Source organism: Niabella terrae (genome assembly GCF_054783135.1).
In genome coordinates, this window is record NZ_BAAGRD010000008.1 from 673733 (window position 1) to 690996 (window position 17264).

The 17264-nt window shown below is 47.9% G+C and carries 14 protein-coding genes; 10 read left to right on the plus strand and 4 right to left on the minus strand.

Features of this window, described 5'->3' with window-relative positions; genetic code table 11:
• Nucleotides 1-171 precede the first annotated feature (171 nt).
• From mreC to ACYVI9_RS11105, 8 genes are all read left to right on the plus strand, one after another.
• Entirely contained in the window at nucleotides 172-993 is an 822-nt protein-coding gene (gene mreC / locus ACYVI9_RS11070) for a rod shape-determining protein MreC (RefSeq protein ID WP_460764536.1), read from the plus strand.
• Nucleotides 990-1523 carry a rod shape-determining protein MreD gene (locus tag ACYVI9_RS11075; RefSeq protein WP_460764538.1) on the plus strand — a complete coding sequence of 178 codons (534 nt, stop codon included), beginning with the start codon at nucleotides 990-992 and terminating at the stop codon, nucleotides 1521-1523. The genes mreC and ACYVI9_RS11075 overlap by 4 nt, the downstream gene beginning before the upstream one ends.
• Nucleotides 1524-1679: 156 nt before the next feature.
• Entirely contained in the window at nucleotides 1680-3980 is a 2301-nt protein-coding gene (mrdA, locus tag ACYVI9_RS11080; protein ID WP_460764540.1) for a penicillin-binding protein 2, read from the plus strand.
• A gap of 1 nt (nucleotide 3981) precedes the next feature.
• The gene (rodA, locus tag ACYVI9_RS11085; RefSeq protein ID WP_460764542.1) at nucleotides 3982-5322 is read left to right on the plus strand and encodes a rod shape-determining protein RodA; all 1341 of its coding nucleotides are present in this window, start codon (nucleotides 3982-3984) and stop codon (nucleotides 5320-5322) included.
• A 76-nt stretch (nucleotides 5323-5398) separates the two neighbouring features.
• Nucleotides 5399-5956: an RNA polymerase sigma factor gene (locus tag ACYVI9_RS11090; RefSeq protein WP_460764544.1), complete on the plus strand. Its 558-nt coding sequence runs from the start codon at nucleotides 5399-5401 to the stop codon at nucleotides 5954-5956.
• Between the two features lie 21 nt (nucleotides 5957-5977).
• Nucleotides 5978-7027, plus strand: a complete 1050-nt coding sequence (locus ACYVI9_RS11095; protein ID WP_460764546.1) for an anti-sigma factor family protein — start codon at nucleotides 5978-5980, stop codon at nucleotides 7025-7027.
• 21 nt (nucleotides 7028-7048) lie between these two features.
• Nucleotides 7049-7909, plus strand: a complete 861-nt coding sequence (locus ACYVI9_RS11100; protein ID WP_460764548.1) for a hypothetical protein — start codon at nucleotides 7049-7051, stop codon at nucleotides 7907-7909.
• A gap of 94 nt (nucleotides 7910-8003) precedes the next feature.
• Complete coding sequence (locus tag ACYVI9_RS11105; RefSeq protein WP_460764550.1) at nucleotides 8004-8876, plus strand: outer membrane beta-barrel protein; 873 nt, start codon at nucleotides 8004-8006, stop codon at nucleotides 8874-8876.
• Between the two features lie 33 nt (nucleotides 8877-8909).
• Here the strand turns inward: ACYVI9_RS11105 and ACYVI9_RS11110 are convergent, their stop codons facing one another.
• From ACYVI9_RS11110 to ACYVI9_RS11120, 3 genes are all read right to left on the minus strand, one after another.
• The gene (locus tag ACYVI9_RS11110; RefSeq protein ID WP_460764552.1) at nucleotides 8910-9815 is read right to left on the minus strand and encodes a sucrase ferredoxin; all 906 of its coding nucleotides are present in this window, start codon (nucleotides 9813-9815) and stop codon (nucleotides 8910-8912) included.
• A 9-nt stretch (nucleotides 9816-9824) separates the two neighbouring features.
• The gene (locus ACYVI9_RS11115) at nucleotides 9825-11012 is read right to left on the minus strand and encodes a cupin domain-containing protein (protein ID WP_460764553.1); all 1188 of its coding nucleotides are present in this window, start codon (nucleotides 11010-11012) and stop codon (nucleotides 9825-9827) included.
• Nucleotides 11013-11118: 106 nt separating this feature from the next.
• Nucleotides 11119-11364 carry a hypothetical protein gene (locus tag ACYVI9_RS11120; protein ID WP_460764555.1) on the minus strand — a complete coding sequence of 82 codons (246 nt, stop codon included), beginning with the start codon at nucleotides 11362-11364 and terminating at the stop codon, nucleotides 11119-11121.
• A gap of 158 nt (nucleotides 11365-11522) precedes the next feature.
• Here ACYVI9_RS11120 and ACYVI9_RS11125 point away from each other — a divergent pair, with 158 nt between their 5' ends.
• Both ACYVI9_RS11125 and ACYVI9_RS11130 read left to right on the plus strand, forming a co-directional pair.
• Complete coding sequence (locus tag ACYVI9_RS11125) at nucleotides 11523-12452, plus strand: sugar phosphate isomerase/epimerase family protein (RefSeq protein WP_460764557.1); 930 nt, start codon at nucleotides 11523-11525, stop codon at nucleotides 12450-12452.
• Nucleotides 12453-12558: 106 nt separating this feature from the next.
• Entirely contained in the window at nucleotides 12559-13320 is a 762-nt protein-coding gene (locus ACYVI9_RS11130) for a sulfite exporter TauE/SafE family protein (RefSeq protein ID WP_460764559.1), read from the plus strand.
• A 3-nt stretch (nucleotides 13321-13323) separates the two neighbouring features.
• On the opposite strand, the gene ACYVI9_RS11135 is transcribed toward ACYVI9_RS11130, so the two are convergent.
• Nucleotides 13324-17247 (minus strand): AsmA family protein, encoded by a 3924-nt coding sequence (locus ACYVI9_RS11135; RefSeq protein WP_460764561.1) that lies wholly within the window; start codon nucleotides 17245-17247, stop codon nucleotides 13324-13326.
• Between the last annotated feature and the right edge of the window lie 17 nt (nucleotides 17248-17264).

Consider the following 17264-nt stretch of genomic DNA (forward strand, 5'->3'; position numbering starts at 1 on the left):
ACCGGCAGTTCCGGCAATTTGGCACAGGATGGCTGAGCCAACTGGCCATAGCATGCGGAAAAACCCCCGTCTCTCAATACATTTGCAGTAATATTGAAAACTGAAAATTAAAGATTCCAGGTGCGAAATATTTTTCTGTTCATCAGGCGGTTCTCGGTTTTTATCGGGTTCATGGTACTACAGATAATTTGTCTGTACCTGTTGTTCACCTATAACAGATCCCACCGGGCCCGGGGATTGGGTGTCGCAGGAGCTGTCACCTCCTACTTTAATGGAAAGTACAACGCAATGGAAGATTTCTTCACCATGCAGGAAGAAAACCGCCGGGTACACCGCCTGAACGACTCCCTGTTGAATCAACTGGGACAGCTGTCAGCGGCTGCCGATTCCGGTGCAGCCCTCCAATCTGATTCCCTGCTTTCTGATAACGGACCGGCCGGTCGCTTTCTTTGGCGGCATGCACAAGTGCTTTACAGTTCAGTCAGCAGTGATAAAAATTACCTGCAGATTAACAAAGGGACAATTCATGGAATTACAGACGATATGGGTGTTTTCAGCTCTGAAGGCGGTCTGGTAGGAAAAATCGTCAATACCGGCGATAATTTCAGCGAAGTGATGAGCCTGCTGAATGTGGTCAACAAACTGAGTGTACAAATGAAACGTACCGGCAATTCAGGTATGATGTCCTGGGATGGCAAGTCGCCCACGGAACTGACCCTGACCGGGATCCCCAAAACAGATTCAGTGCGGAGGGGCGATACGGTTTTGACTGGTAATTACTCGCTGAGTTTCCCGCCAGGAAAAATGGTCGGTACGGTCGCGACTGTACTGAAGGACAAAGCCAGCAATTTTTTAATACTGAAAATTAAGCCGACGGCCAATCTTACCAATCTCCAACAGGTATTTGTTGTGGAGAATATCTACATGCGGGAATTAAAGGCGCTGGATCAGCAAACCCAGGATATGGTAGATAAAAAGGGAGGCAGCCAATGAGTGATCTGGTAAGAAATAGTATCCGTTTTATGCTGTTTGTGTTTCTGCAGGTATACGTGTTGAACAAGATGCCCCATTTACACCATCTCATCCGCCCTTATATTTATTTTCTGTTTCTGCTCTGGATGCCTTTCTATATCAAAAGAAGCTGGCTGCTGGTGTTGGGTTTTTTACTGGGTATCACCGTGGACTATTTTATGATGTCCCCGGGACTGCATGCGGCAGCCTGTGTGCTGGTCGCTTTTCTAAGACCCCTGGTTATTAATTTATTTGCTCCCAAAGACGCCACTGAGTATAGTTATAAGGAACCTTCTCCAAAAGCGATGGGCTGGAACGCTTATCTCCTGTATGCCCTGATTCTTTCTTTTTTCCATAACGGTTACCTGTTATTTCTGGAATGGTTGTCCTTCGGCTCCTTCATAGCATTTCTGATGAAAGTGCTGATCGGCACGGCGATCAGTATGGCCATGATTGTGGTTGCAGAACTGATATTTCCACGCAAACTTAAATTCCGGTCCAATACGGCCTAATTCCCTTCGCTACTCAGTTTCATCCAGTTAAGCAGGGACCTCAGGCAGCTGTTAAATTTCCTGAGGGTTTTTCGGAATTTTAATCGCGAGTGATTTTTAGATATGCCCCTATCGGCTTAACTTCGTTATCCGAAGAACAGATTTCCCATTTTTTATATGTCCGTATTCAATCAGTCAAGAAGTTATATCATCAGGGGCATCTTTTTGGCAGTGTTTCTGATCCTGTTGGCGCAGCTGGTTCATCTGCAGATTTTCAGCAGAAAATACCACCAGTTGGCGCGGGACAATGCGGTCTATGCCAAGATCGTTTATCCCGAAAGAGGCATTATTTTTGACCGAAACGGCAAACCCATTTTGAACAATACCATCATGTTTGATCTGATGGTTACTCCTGCCGAAGTACGCAATATTGATACCCTGGCTTTCTGCCGGCTGATGGAAATGGACACGGCAGATTTCAGGGAAGGCATCATCGATGCCATTGTCAAAAATTCAAGGGTACGCCCTTCCATTTTTATTTCCCTGCTTTCACCGGAACTCCAGGCCCGCTTTGAAGAGAATGCCTGGCGGTTTTCGGGATTTGTTTTACAGGAACGTCCTGTGCGTACCTATCCCTATAATGTGGGCGCACATATCCTGGGTTTCGTTAATGAAGCGGACCAACGGGATATAGAAAGGTCTGGAGGATACTATCACCTGGGAGATTATAAAGGTAAGAACGGACTGGAATATACTTATGAGAATGTTTTGAAAGGACAGCGCGGTGTGGAGTATTTAATCAAGGACAACCGCAACCGCCTGGTGGGTCATTTCGGAAACCAGGAATTTGACACAACCGCCGTCGCGGGCAGGAGTCTGAAAACTTACCTGGACATTGAATTGCAGCAACTGGCGGAAAAGCTTATTGCCAATAAAGTAGGGGGTATAGTGGCCCTGGATCCTAAAACAGGAGGTGTGTTGGCAATGGCATCCGGCCCCCTGTTTGATCCCAATGATCTGACAGGACCGGACAAGAACCGAAATTACGGAAGGATGGTACTGGACGTAAAGGCGCCCCTGCTCAACCGGGCCATCCAGGGACGCTACCCGCCCGGTTCCACCTTTAAACCACTCGGCGGTCTGGTCGCTATGGACGAAGGGCTGATTACACCCAGCTATGGTTATCCCTGCGGCGGCGGCTACTATGCCTGCGGACGAAGGGTGGGTTGTACCCATTCAGGTGGTGGTCACGCCGCCAATTTGCGACTGGCCATTGCCAATTCCTGTAATGCCTATTTTGTTGATGTCTATCGGAAAGCGGTGGACAATCCGCGGATCGGCAATGTTAAAGAAGGTTATGCGGAATGGGCCCGGTATATGAATAATTTCGGGTTGGGGGTTAAACTCGGCATTGACCTGCCCAGCGAAAATTCCGGCAATATACCGACAGTATCGGTCTACGACAAAGACTACAAAGGTTCCTGGAATTCCTGCACCAATCTTACCCTGGGCATCGGCCAGGATAAAATGCTGGCCACGCCGTTGCAACTGGCCAATGCCATGTGCATCATTGCAAATAAGGGTTATTATTATACGCCACATTTTGTGGACAGTATTGAAGAAGAAACGATTGCCGATACCGTTTTTATGAATAAATACCGGACCCGTCATGATGTGCTGACCCATATCTCCGACACGGCATACCAGGCGGTCATTGACGGCATGCATGATGTGGTTACCCGGGGTACGGCGCGTATCGCCAATATTCCTGGTATCAATGTCTGTGCAAAGACCGGTACCGCTGAGAACTATATCCGTCTGCCTTTTAAAGGTGAGAAAAGAATGAAACTCAAGGACAATTCTATGTTCGTTTGTTTTGCACCCAAGGAAAATCCCCGGATCGCCGTGGCGGTAGCCATTGAGAATGCTGGTTACGGTTCTACCTGGGCCGGCCCCATTGCCCGAATGCTGGTGGAGCAGTACCTGATGGACAGCCTGCAACCCCGGAGTAAGACCGACCTGGAGCGAATTTCCAAAACCAGCCTCATACCTGCTTACTACACCAGATTCCAGCATAAGACCGATTCTGCCAGGGCCTATGAATGGTTGAAGGCCTATAAGGACAGTAGCCGGTTAAAACGTTTTCTGAATGGGGGCCAGGCAGCTGCGGAGGCGGAGGCGATAAAGGCAGCCGAAGAGAAAAAGAAAGAAGAGCAGGAAGTGGCGCTGGCTGCGCAGGCAAGTGCTGCCACTCCGATCGCTCCGGTCCGCGTCAAGGATACGATTAGCGCGCAGCAGGAAACCAGGAAGCAGGTACCGAAGACCGGAAAAACCGATTCTGCCGGGCGCAGAAAAGACAGTACCGGAAAACAAAAAAAGAAACCACAGGATTCTTCCCGCAGCAGGAAGGACAGCCTAAATGCAATGTTAGAAGATCGAAACGTATATCGAAGATTTAAATGGCAATGGATTACCTGAAATGAGCGCACGTAATACAGAAATATCGAAAGGGGTCGATTATATCCTGCTGACCGTATATTTTATACTGCTGGCCATTGGTCTGCTGGCCATTTTCGCCGTAACTTATAAAGAAGGGGATCCGATCCTGCAGAGTTTCATCGGCTTCAAGACGGATTACAGCCGACAATTCTACTGGGCCTGTGTGTCCATGATACTGGGCCTGTTTATTTTGCTGACCGACAGCAAGTTTTTTCCCGCTACCTCCAACCTCTGGTATGCAGGCGGTATTTTCCTGTTGCTATTGGTATTTCAGTTTCACTCTTCGGTAAAAGGTACAGAATCAATTATCCGGTTGGGCGGTTTCCAGTTCCAGCCGGCAGAATTCTGCAAAATTAGTGTTGCCCTGGCACTTGCCAAATATCTATCCCTGCCTGAAATGGATTTTAGCAAGCCTAAATCACAATTGATTGCGGTAGCCATTACCCTGACGCCTGCCCTGCTGACCATCCTGCAAAAAGAAACGGGACTGGCGCTGGTATTTTTTGCATTTTTTCTGGTGATGTATCGGGAGGGACTGCCACCGGTATATATTGTAATTGGATTTGCCACGGCGGCTCTGGTGATTGCCACGCTTTTACTGGATAAGAACCTGCTGGCTGGTATTCTGACAGCCATTGCCGTTCTGGTCGTACTGCTGAGCCGGCGACAGATCCGACGGGATAAAAGTCTGCTGGTTAAGATCGTGCTGATCTGGGCACTTTGTGTGGGCATCCAGCGGTTCGGGGTACCCTTTCTTTTTTCCAATATTTTTGGTAAACACCAGGTGGAAAGAATTTACAGCACCATCGGTAAGGACATTCCTGAGGAATACCTGAGAGGAGAGGTACAGATTGATGCAAAGACCGGCCGCCAGAAGAATACAGCCGATTATAACGTCAAACAGTCCAAAATAGCCGTAGGCAGCGGGGGCCTGCTAGGCAAGGGGCTGTTAAGGGGCACCCAGACACGCTACGGCTTTGTACCCGAGCAAAGAACCGATTTTATTTTTGATACGATTGGAGAAGGGTTCGGTTTTATGGGCAGCCTGGTGATTCTGTCCCTCTATCTGGTGCTTTTGTTTAGGATTGTAACCATTGCCGAACGCCAACGCAGCACTTTCAGCCGTTGTTATGCCTATGGTGTAGCATCCGTATTTTTCTTCCATATTGCGATCAATATTGGCATGGCCATTGGTCTGGCACCCGTAATAGGTATTCCACTACCATTGATCAGCTACGGGGGCACTTCACTGCTAACATTTACGGTCATGTTGTTCATCCTGGTCCGGCTGGATGCAGATCGGCAAATGGTCCTTCGTTAATTATTTTTGCGCCCCTGTAACTTTTTTTTCTTTCATCCGTATAACAATTAACGGGTTTGAAAAGGAACTAAAAAAAGTGACGCATTCCTTTGATGAAAAGATTTCACAAATATCAATTATCGATGGCAGCAGACCGGTACTGTTTATGACTGAGAAAGAGTATAATGATATGGTGCACCAGTCAGCGGACAGTCTGTACCGGTTTGTGCTGAAAACACTGGGGCAGGAAGCGGATGCCCAGGATATGGTACAGGCAGCATTTGAAGTGATGTGGAAAAACAGGCTGCAGATCGATCCCGCTACCGCAAAATCCTATTTGTTCCGGGTGGGATTTAATAAAATGATGGATCATTTCCGCCTGAAGAAGCGGACGGACCTGCATGAAGCGCCGGAACAGCTGGAACATGGCGTTTCCCAACAGCGGGACAATAGTCTGAAAGAGGCCCTGGACATTGCCCTGGGTCGGTTGAGCGAACAGAGCCGGTCCCTGGTGTTGCTCAAAGATTATGAGGGGTACAGTTATGAAGAAATAGGCCAGATTACGGGACTGAACAGTTCACAGGTCAAGGTCTACCTGCACCGGGCCAGGCTGCAATTGCGGTCTTACCTGGTGAAAATGGAACATTTGGTATAATGGGTTTAAAAACTAAGGGCAATGGAGATCAATCACCATAATTATCAGGATTTCTTCCTTCGCTATGTCGACAATGAATTATCGGCAGAACAGCGCGCGTTGGTGGATGCCTTTATAAGCCAGGAACCCTTATTGAAGGCCGAATTGGAATCCCTGTTGCGAACCCGACTTTCTGCGGACGTCGACCTGATATTTCCGGGTAAAACCCGGCTGATGCGGCTGCAGTCTGCAATTGGCACCGAGGACCTGTTGGACTACCTGGATGGGGAATGCGATCCTTCCAGATGCCGGCAAATAGAAGCCGAACTGTTGCAAAATCCGGTTTTATCTGAAGAACTCAGGCAGCTGCGTGCCGCCAGATTTCATCCCGATCCAGCCATTACTTATCCCCGGAAAGCGCAATTATTCCGACACGAGATGACCCCTTGGGGTATTGACTGGCGCCAGCTGGCCGCGGCGGCTTCGGTGATCCTGCTGATCGGCGCCTGGTTCCTGCTGGAATCCCGGCAGACAGATCCGAATGGAGCGCTGCCACCCCTGGCCGATAATGATTCCGGTTACTATATGGGTCCGACCGCCCACCTGGGTGACACGGACGCCAGTACAGCAGTCAGCAGCAGTATCCCTGAGACCCGGCCAGCAGTAATAAACCGGGAGCCCGTGGACCGGCACCCCACTGCTACTGCGCAGGTGGATGTCCAGGATGGTCCCAAAACCAAAGACGCAGAGCAGCCGGCGCCTTCAACCCGGCAACAGGATCCCGAAAAGAAGCTGCCGCCACCCCCAGAGAAAATGGGAACTACCGTGCCGGACCGGCAGCCTTCGACAACAGTGGTTACCAAACCCGCTGCCCGGGATAACGAAAACCAGCACCGGCCCGGAGATATTCCACCCGTCGTAAAGTTACCGCAACCCCCGAAGCAGCCGGTCGCGGCAGCAGACCCCGAATCTGAGAAAAAGGGATTTCTGAAAAAGATAGGAAAAAAAATAGGCGAGCGGGCGCTGGATATACTCTCTAATGGCGGAGATGAAATCAATGTCGCCGGTGTGGCCATTAATATTGAACGTTAATCAACTAAAAAACTATAGAATATGACCAGGAAATTGATGCCAATCATCTGTTGCTTACTCTTACCCGCCTGTTTATGGGCGCAGCAAGATACCAGTTCGGTTACGGTGCAGATTATAACGGAGAAGGATAAAAAAACCATAATTATTGATAGCGACGGTGAGCAATGGCACCGCAGTAAAGCCCGCGGCAATGTAACGACCAACTGGTTCGGCGGCTTCGATCTGGGGTTTGCCAATTTTGTGGATCATACGGCCTATGGGGAGGCAGAAGTACAGGCCATGGCACCCGGTAGTGATGCGGACTGGTTTGACCTGCGTAACGGTAAATCCGTCAATGTGAATCTCTGGGTGTTCAGTCAGAAAATAAATCTGGTCAATCATGTGCTGAACCTGAAGTATGCTTTGGGGCTGGAGCTCAATAATTACCGGTTTAAAAATCCGGTCCGTTTCAATAAGAACAGTCCCGTCGTGAGCTGGGATGCAACCGAAGGCCGCAGTTATAGTAAAAACAAACTGGCGGCAGACTATGTAACGCTCCCCCTGATGTTGAATTTTGATTTTGCCAAAGGCGGGCATAATGGAATTGAGTATAGCGGCGGTAAAAAGAAGGGTAAATTGAAACTCAGTGCCGGGAAGGAAAAGGAATGGGGCTTTAGTGTCGGTCTGAGTGCCGGTTATCTGTATACTGCCCGCAATAAATTCATCAATTCCGATGAAGGTAAACAGAAAGTCAAGGATAATTTTAACCTGCGCCCCTGGAAAATCGCCTATGTAGCGGAAATCAATCTGGGGTATATTAGCCTGTTCGGATCCTATGCTCAACAGAGCATGTTTAAAAAAGGGCTGGACCTGACACCCTATGCAGTGGGGCTTCGATTTTGAGTCGCAGCCGGCCCGCCACTGGAAACGCTCCTTATCGATGGCAGATTTTTGAAGGTTTCATTTGCAAAGAATATCTTTGAAGTCAATATTGAATATGCGGCGTAGTTTAATTTTCTTCCTATTCGTTTTTGCAGTCAGTCCACTGCTGCAGGCCCAGGTGCATCCGCCACCCGATACCCTGGAAATTGGTGGAATTACAGTGATCCGGGACAACGCACCCCCGCCTCAGGCTGCGACTCCCAAAAGGAATTTTTTCAAAAAGCTGGGTAGCAGCACCCGGCCTAAAAATATCAAAACGGACTGGGTCGTCATCGACATCGGTGTTTCAAATTTTGTGGATAAAACGGACTACAGTTCCGTTGAGGCCCAGGCTTACGCACCGATGGCCAACGAAGATTGGCTGGGCCGCCGGCCTTTTAAATCCCGGAATGTGAATATCTGGCTGGTCACGCAGCAATTTAATCTGATCCGGCATGTGGTGAATTTTAAATACAGTTTTGGCGCTGAGCTGAACAATTACTTTTACAAGCAGCCCATCAGATATACGGTACTGCCATCGGCTACGGCTGATGAACCGGTCATCCATTACGATCAGACACCGGATCGTACGTACAGGAAGAATAAACTGGCGGCGGATTATTTCACCATTCCGGTGATGCTGAATTTCAACCTGACGCCATACCGGCTCTATCCATTCGAAATCAGTGCAGGCATGAGCGTCGGCTATTTATATGCAGCCCGCAATAAGTTTATTAATTCAGATGAGGGCAAAAAGAAAACAAGGGGTGATTTTGATCTGGATCCATGGAAATTATCCTATGTCGGCGAACTCAATCTGGGTGTCATTCAACTTTACGGGTCTTATGCCTTTAAAAGTATGTATACCCGGGGACTTGATATTACGCCTTATAATTTTGGGCTGCGCATCAAACCCACTGATCTGTTTTCGAAGATTGAAACCAATTAAGGCTGTCCGGCCGTCCGTCGGTTGGATGATAATTCAGTTCGTTTTCCTGATTTCCAACAATTTAAATTTGGTAATGGATTCCGGCTTTGCGGATTTACAGGTAAGCAGGTGGGGATAGTCGATCAGCACTTTTTGCATTTTTATCAGAAAAATGCCATGAACGCCCGCGTTGAGTTGTACTTCATAATTCATATTTTCCTGAAAGCGCAGATTGATCTCGAGCGGGAAGTCTATGTCATAATTATGAAGGTGTTCCCGGAGATGGCATTCCGCCGCCTGTTCAAAAAAGGATCGGCGGGATATACCGCGGTAATTCTGCCGGTAGATTTTTCTCAGTAAGGTACGGACCATGATATGCCCTACATCTTCGACGGCCACATGTCCGTAATAAATGCCAAAAGGCATGCAGACTACGTTAGCTGCAAACCGATCACCGCCCATATGGGAACATTCATACACCGCTACATCCGCATTGAAAGATTCAAAAAATTTATATACGGGATAACCGAATTTCGCGCAGCACTTGTCTTTTTTTCCGTTGGTGCAGATGGCAAAAAATGGCTCGTCTTCCCAAAGTGTGTCGGGGTGATTGATATAGTCGGCCAGGTTAATCCGGTGGGCGTTTTCGATCGAAGTCTGGACAACAAAATAACTACATCGGATACAGTCCACATAAATGATTTTGCAATCCTTGTAATTGGTTTTTTTGTTGCGAATCAGCAGCAACTTTCCTTTATGCGTCGACGCCAGTTTCTTCAGCCCCTGGATCCAGTTGGTATCAAAATGGGCCTCCGTGACCTTGCCTGGAAATGGATCACTATGTTCCAGCAATATGAATGATTTGCTGTTGGATGCGGTTGCCGCCAGATCCTCTTTAAAGTATCTGGATGCTGCACTACAGAAAAAAACCTCTCTGTCTCTATGTACCGGGGTACTCAATATTGCTGATTATAATTGTTCTATATAAATGACGCCTTCCCTTACCAGGGTAGCGGCTAGGTGGTGGCGTTCTGCGTCATCGGATAAATCCGGCAGTTCCTCCAGTGTAAAATCTTTTTGTGCCAGTATATATTCTAAAACTGGTTTTGTGCTTTGGGTAAGTTGAATGGTTTTGTCAAAAAACTGCAACCGGGGGCCGGTCCCGTTTTCAGAAAGGGTAAACAGAATACCGTCATTCAGTCGCAGGCGGGATTGCGGCCGGAGCCTGTTTAATTGCAACAGACTGTCGAAATAGCCGCTCAGTGGCTGGGGCTGGGCCTTATGGTAGCTCCTGTTCAGACGTTGAATACCTACAGTGCTGTCCAGCGAACCAAGACTTTCTTTTAAGGTAGCTATTTTTTCCTGGATCAGCTCTTCCAGGTTGTCTTTCCAGAAGGGCACAGCTTCCCGGAAAGCCTTGATATCTTCCAGTTGCGGCATAATCTCATTAAAAAACCGGATCCAGGTAAAAGAAAGGATGCCAATCGTGATATGAGAGGATATACCTTCATCTGCCATCGCATCATGTACATAACCACGGGGAAGGTACAGAAAATCACCGGGCATCATCTGGATGGTACGGATCGGTTCCTTTTTATAATCCTTACTAACAAAGGACTGGTTTTTGGTGGGCAGCTCTTTTTCAAAACCATATAGATGCCAGGTCTTGGTGCCCGAAATCTGTAGCACAAATACATCATGGGTGTCCCAGTGAGGATTAAAGCCCTGCGATTTTTGTGGTGTTATATAGAGATTGGCCTGCACCGGGGCATTAAACTTTTGTGAGAGTTCCAGACAGCATCGGGATAAATGGTCGAAATACCGCTGGCCGGCTTGAACAACCATGGTGGCGCCACCATTAAAGAGGCCAAACATTTTTTCGGTATTGATGATCCCATCCCTTTTGTGGTGACCGATGGGAACCGCTTTGAGGGTGTATTGCGCCGACGGAATTTCCTTTCCGTTCTGCACCATCCGTATGGAAGGATAAAAAATATCCTGACGGTCCAGGTATTCCGATATCTCTTCGGGGGTCAGTATTTTCTCATAGTAACCGGCATCATTTCGGGATATATGCAAAATGTCCTTTTCGTGGTACTGTTCAAAGAAGGTTTCCAGGTTATGAGGTGCGATTATTTTATTGAAAAACTGCTGCATGTTTAAATGTTGAAGAACCTGCAAAATGCAAAAAAAGTCGCAGATAATAAATTTCTGCGACTTGTAAAATGACTTGAGATATTTTCAGTAACCTGAAAACAGGCATTTATGCGCCGTCTCCGTCAGCGCTACCGTCTCCGTCTGATCCGTCAGCGCCACCATCGCCATCCGCACCACCATCGCCGTCAGCGCCACCGTCGTTGGGACCTTCGTCTCCATCCGCGCCATCGCCGTCAGCGCCGTCACCGCCATCCGATCCACCGTCTCCATCACCATCATAGGCAAATTCCTCGGCATTGTTTTCTATTCGGGTTACTTCTAAGTCGTCTAATAACATATCTAGTAGTTCCATACGATTAAATTTTTAAGGTTTGATAATTGGATTTTTGTTTCTTAAAAGTAAGCCTTTTTGACGAAAGGAAAAACTGAAAAAATAAACGCCGCTTTTACCATAATATTAACAGGGCTTGCCTTAACTTTCAACCATTGTCCAATTAAACTACGATTGTCATGCACCGAAGAAGATTTGTAAAACAAATGGCCGCCCTGGCCGCTACCGCTTGTGTCAGTCCGGCTTTTGGCCGAAACTTTGACTGGCCGTCAGCATCTTTTTTCGAGATTTCACTGGCGCAGTGGTCGCTGCACCGGGCCCTGTTTTCCAAACAGCTGGACAACCTGGACTTTCCGGGCATTGCCAAGAATAAGTTTGGGATCAGCGTTGTGGAATATGTTAATGTTTTTTTCAAAGAAAAAGCCCGGGATACGGCCTACCTGAATGAATTGCTGAAGCGTTGCAGCGATAATGGTGTTAAAAATCATCTGATCATGTGTGACGGTGAAGGCGAGCTTGGCGATACCGACGGCAAAAAAAGGACCCAGGCCGTCGAGAATCATTATAAATGGGTGGAAGCCGCCAAATATCTGGGATGTACCACCATCAGGGTAAATGCGGCTGGCAAGGGCAGCCGCGAAGAAGTGGCAAAGACGGCGGCTGATGGTCTGACGCGGCTGGGGACTTATGGTGCGAAAGAAGGGATCAATATTATTGTTGAAAATCATGGCGGTTACTCCTCTGACGGCACCTGGCTGAGCGGGGTCATGAAAGCAGTGAATCAACCCAACGTGGGCACCCTGCCGGATTTTGGAAATTTCTGTATTAAAAGGGATGCCGGGGACTGGAAAAAATGCCTGGAGTCCTATGACCGGTATCAGGGTACTGCGGAACTGATGCCTTATGCCAAAGGGGTCAGTGCCAAAACCAATGATTTCGATGAGAAAGGGGATTGCGTGGAAACCGACTATATGAAAATTATGAAAATCGTGAAAGAATCAGGGTTTAAAGGATATGTAGGAATTGAGTATGAAGGGGATAAACTCAGTGAAGACGAGGGCATCAGAAAAACCAAACAACTCCTGCAGCGTGTTGCTGCTGCCCTTTGATAAGAACCCGCATTACTCTATATTCCAAGTAGGTTGCTTTTATACCAGTGGAAAATGATGCATCTTTGAGGATTAATTTTTTCAACTGGAAATCATCGGTTATATATTGGCCCTGCTCATCGGCGTTTCTCTGGGGCTGATCGGAAGCGGCGGCTCCATTCTTTCCGTGCCGATTCTGGTATATTTTTTTGGGGTGACGCCTGAAGTAGCCACTACCCATTCCCTGTTTATCGTCGGCATTACGGCGATTACTGCCAGTTATAAACACTACCGCATCGGAAACCTCAAAACAGGTCTGGCCTTGCAATTTGGTCTGCCATCGGTCATTATACTGCTGCTCACCCGGAAGTATATCCTGCCCACATTGCCAGAACAGATTATTCAAATCGGTCGACTGATGGTTACCCGGCACTTACTGTTGATGGGGCTTTTTGCTATACTGATGATTGCTGCCGCCGCCTATATGATCCGTAAGACAGCGCCCCGGTCCGGAGGTAGACCTTCACATATCAGCCTGATGATAATCGCCGTTGGCGTGGGACTGGTTACCGGTCTGTTGGGGGCCGGAGGTGGGTTTTTAATTGTGCCTGCTTTGTTGATTTACGGTCGGTTGGAACTCAAATACGCCATTGCCACATCGCTGACGATCATCACTTTTAACTCGTTGATTGGATTTACGGGCGATTTGATCAACGGGGTTCAATTCAATAAAATGCTGTTGCTGAAAGTATCGCTGATGGCGTTGACAGGGCTGGGCCTGGGCATTGGCCTATCCCGGCGCATGAACGGTGAAAAACTAAAACCGTTGTTTGGCTGGTTTATTCTGATTATGGGCATTTTTATAATCATCAGGGAATTTGTATTCTGACCCTCAGTTGGTCGCAGCTGCCTGCCTTTTATTGTATTTTCTGAGCTTTTTTTTGCTGCCGGGCAAACCGATACCCGACTTGATACCTTCCAGACTGATCTTGATAATATAGTTGATCGCGGATTTATCTTTCCAGCGCTCAAAGAACAGGGGGGTGGCTTTGCCGGGGTTCTGTTTGCGGATGACCAATGCCATAGCCAGCTTGCTGACAATTTTATCAACGAAGCGCTGCCGGGACAGGTTTTTTTTGTCCAGCAGGCCGATTTTCAGATCCCGATAGTACATATGTGAGGTCCCTATTGCAGTATTATTGTTCCCCGTGGCATCGATGTCCAGCGCACTGAGATCGCCTGCAAAAACCCTGGCGCCGACCAGCGGTACCAGCACGGAGTTGAATTCACCGAGATCCATGGGGCCGGTATGCAATTGCATTCGCATAGCGCCACTGGTGTCACTATAAGACTGACGCAGATCCAACCGGGTATCCAGATGCCCCAGAACCTTTGCGGAAGCATTAATATAAATACTGTCCTGGGGACCAATATCGTAATTTTTAAGATCGCGCATCAATACATTCAGATCATATACGGGAATTATACCCAGGCTGTCGGTATTGGGATTAATTTCCCAATACGTCACTTGCATATTGTTGATCCGCAGGCTATCAATCTGCAGCGGGCTGTTAACGTCTCTGAGCATTTCAGCGGGTAGTGGCTTGTATTTTTTTGCGGTGTCGGGCTGGGTCTTGTCCTTGAAAGTAAACAGGTCGGGATCATCGATCTGGATATAACCGATATGCAGGATGCTGTCCTGCCGGAACAAGTCCATATCTATGGGCCCTGCCTGGATTTTACCGGTTTTGATTTTCAGGTAGTCTTCGTTAAAAGCTTTGCCCTGCCGGTATTCCTCCACCGTCTGATGTGGCATGAGGCTGAGGGACTGCATGCCCAGGATATTATGGTCCATGGTCAGGCCTTCCCAACGCAATGTCTGTTTGCCGGTCTTGAATTGTCCGTTGGTGCCGTTGATCTGCAGATTTCGACTATTGGCGATTACCGCCGCTGGCTGGTGGATATAGGCGGAATTCAGCGCCAGATGCCGGATATCACCTTTATCCAGCCGGAGTTCCGCATTATTGCGACCGAGGCTGTCGAAAAACAATTTGTCGAGTGACAGAATATTGAGGTCAGCCTTCCAGTCGAGTTTATTCTTTTCATTTTTTTTCACCAGCACCTGGTTGAACTCAAAGTTTAGCTTATTGTCATTAGTGGCAATCTTACGGCCTTTGGCCGAACGATATACAAAATTGGTCAGGTACATTTTTATCTGATCTGCTTTTAAAGGTATGTCGGCAGAGGATTCCAGACCGCTCAGCCTGAGGTAACTGTTGAGTTTGACTCCGTTCCAGCTGATTTGACTCACAGCATCTTCATTACCCGGAATAGTGAGCTGGATATCGGGCCTTTCAAAAAGCGAGGATTCGATCCGGATTTTCGGCGACGGTTTTTGAGCGGCTTCAGGATCCTTTCGCCCCAACCGGGCCCGCAGCACGGGTTCGGTGACTTCTAATCCTTTCAACACCAGCTGTCCATTCATCAGTCCTGTAATATTTGGAATTATGACGAGCCGGGGTATCCGGGCTGAAATGGAATCCCGTTGATTGTTTTTTTCGTAAGCAATCTGATGCAGCACACTCCGCCTCTGATCAGCTATAGATAGGGCTCCCACGGTCAGCCTTTGTTCCGGGCTCAGCCATTCAAAACCATTACCTTCCAGGCGCAGTCCCAGGATTTGCGGTTTACCGGCAGGGTCCTGGGAAAAGGATTGCATCAGAATCTTTTGAAAATTTCCGTGGATGGACTGCTGTCCCAATTGGAGATCCATACGGGTCTGTCCACCCTCTATATTTTTGAGCATCAGTCGTGTTTTACCGCGGCGGCGGGGCTGATCGGCTTTAATGCCGGATTTGCTCCCTGACTGCTTCTGCAGTTGGATGGCAGCTTCGCGCCAATTTACACCATCCATGACAATACTTTGCCGGGTACTGTCCAGAATGACCGAACCAATGCTGATGCCGGAAGCCTGGGAGTTGATTTCGGGCGACCGGACTTCCATATGCGAAGCCTGCAGCCCTGTTTTGTTTTCGGAGAGCCGAACCCGCCGGAGCGTTGCAGTCAGTGCCCCCCTTTTAAAAACGCCTTTTTCAAAATTGAGTTCGTTGATCGAGCGCTGTACATTTTTAATCCTGCTGGAATTGGTGAGATCATTGGCGCGGAGGTCCAGATTGGTTTTCTGAAGATGCAGGGAAGTACGCCTGCCGAAATGAAGGGTAATATCCCCGTTGCTGATGCCCAGATTTTTCAGGTCCATGACATCATCAATACTGTTCAGAGTCTCAAAAATATTGCTTGGTTTTCTTTTACGTCGCCCGCCACCGGCCCGGTAATCCACTACGGGGCTCTGGAATACGGCCGATTGGGCAGAAAATGTGTTTTCGTATAACAAAGACTCCCAGGAGAGACCTCTGACCTGGAAACTGGGCATACTCAGACTTTTGATGGCACGGCCGCCCGCATATTCCCTGAAGGAAAATTTGCTTAAATTGATCAGTTTATCTTCGAAACCGATACTATCAAAGGAAATCCGGTAACGGCCGTCTCCGAGCACATTTTCGAAATTATGCAGTGACATCATGAACCGGTCCATAGTGATCGGATGGTTCTGATTGGGCCGTACGGTCAGGCCGTACATTTCGAAATTATTGTCACGGGAGGAAAAAGTACTGGCCCGGCCGTGTTTAATGGTACTGATGTCTATATTGGCATTTTTTACACCTACATAATTCAGTTCAAGATCGCCCAACATCTGTTGAATAACGGCATCCACTTTTTCAAAGCCGGCCTTTTTTTCCTGCGTCCTGACCTGACCCTGGTCACTGTCTATATCCAGGTAAATTTGTGGCCGGTTACAGAATACGGAATCTGCAATGATGGTTTCCGAACTATAAAGTGAATCAAAATTAATATTGGTCAGTTGCAGTTTATCAAAAAATATCCTGAAAGCAGTCCTGGAACTGTCACCCCTGATGGCGCGCAGGGTACAGCTGTCAAATTCTACGCGTTTGTGCTGCAGGTTCACCCTGAAATCCTTAAAAGATATAAAATGTCGGCCACCGGGGAATGCGATACTTTGGTTGAAAGTACGCACGGCGATATTGTCGGTAAATCCGATTTTTTGCGTCCCGCTTTCACCTGTACCGCTGCTGTCAAACTGGAGATTGTCCAGCTGGATGTAGATATTGCTGACTGCAAAAGGTTTTTGTGCCGGTAAGGTTTTGTCCACCAACGAGAAACTTCCGTTGTCCAGGCGGAATTTATCCACATGCAATACTTCAATCGCATTGGTGATGGATTTGGTGATCCGACCCATTTCACGGGCAACCGAGAAAGTCTCCTCGCCACCCGCCGCCCTGATGGAATCTTTATCGGCCCTGGTTGGTTTTATGCGTGCTGTATGACGGGTAAAAATTACGCTGGGAGCCGACATTCGAATTGAATCAATAAAAAGCCTTTTACGGATTAGTAAGGGCAGAAAGCCCCGGGCTTTCAACATGATTTGTTTGGTATTAACTGCATAAGAGACCGGTGCTGTACTGTCGGTACTGTAGATGGATGCCTGTTGCAACAGGATTTTATTACTGATCCAGTTAAACCTGAAATTGCCCACTTTCAGCCGGAGTTTACCTTTGGACTGATTGTATACAATCTGCTCCAAAGCTTCTTCTGCATGATCAATAAACCAGAAGTTAAACGCAATGACAACGGTTGCGATAATACCCAGCATGAGCAAAGCCCCGCGGTAGGTTAACCGCTTGAAGCGGAGGCGTTTTAATTGTAACTCTCTTAGGTTAATTCTTTTCTTCTTCAATTCCTGGGCAATTAGAC

Coding starts and splice junctions, on each gene's coding strand:
- mreC (WP_460764536.1), top strand. CDS start 172: ATGGTACTACAGATAATTTGTCTGTACCTGTTGTTCACCTATAACAGA.
- ACYVI9_RS11075 (WP_460764538.1), top strand. CDS start 990: ATGAGTGATCTGGTAAGAAATAGTATCCGTTTTATGCTGTTTGTGTTT.
- mrdA (WP_460764540.1), top strand. CDS start 1,680: ATGTCCGTATTCAATCAGTCAAGAAGTTATATCATCAGGGGCATCTTT.
- rodA (WP_460764542.1), top strand. CDS start 3,982: ATGAGCGCACGTAATACAGAAATATCGAAAGGGGTCGATTATATCCTG.
- ACYVI9_RS11095 (WP_460764546.1), top strand. CDS start 5,978: ATGGAGATCAATCACCATAATTATCAGGATTTCTTCCTTCGCTATGTC.
- ACYVI9_RS11100 (WP_460764548.1), top strand. CDS start 7,049: ATGACCAGGAAATTGATGCCAATCATCTGTTGCTTACTCTTACCCGCC.
- ACYVI9_RS11105 (WP_460764550.1), top strand. CDS start 8,004: ATGCGGCGTAGTTTAATTTTCTTCCTATTCGTTTTTGCAGTCAGTCCA.
- ACYVI9_RS11115 (WP_460764553.1), bottom strand. CDS start 11,012: ATGCAGCAGTTTTTCAATAAAATAATCGCACCTCATAACCTGGAAACC.
- ACYVI9_RS11120 (WP_460764555.1), bottom strand. CDS start 11,364: ATGGAACTACTAGATATGTTATTAGACGACTTAGAAGTAACCCGAATA.
- ACYVI9_RS11125 (WP_460764557.1), top strand. CDS start 11,523: ATGCACCGAAGAAGATTTGTAAAACAAATGGCCGCCCTGGCCGCTACC.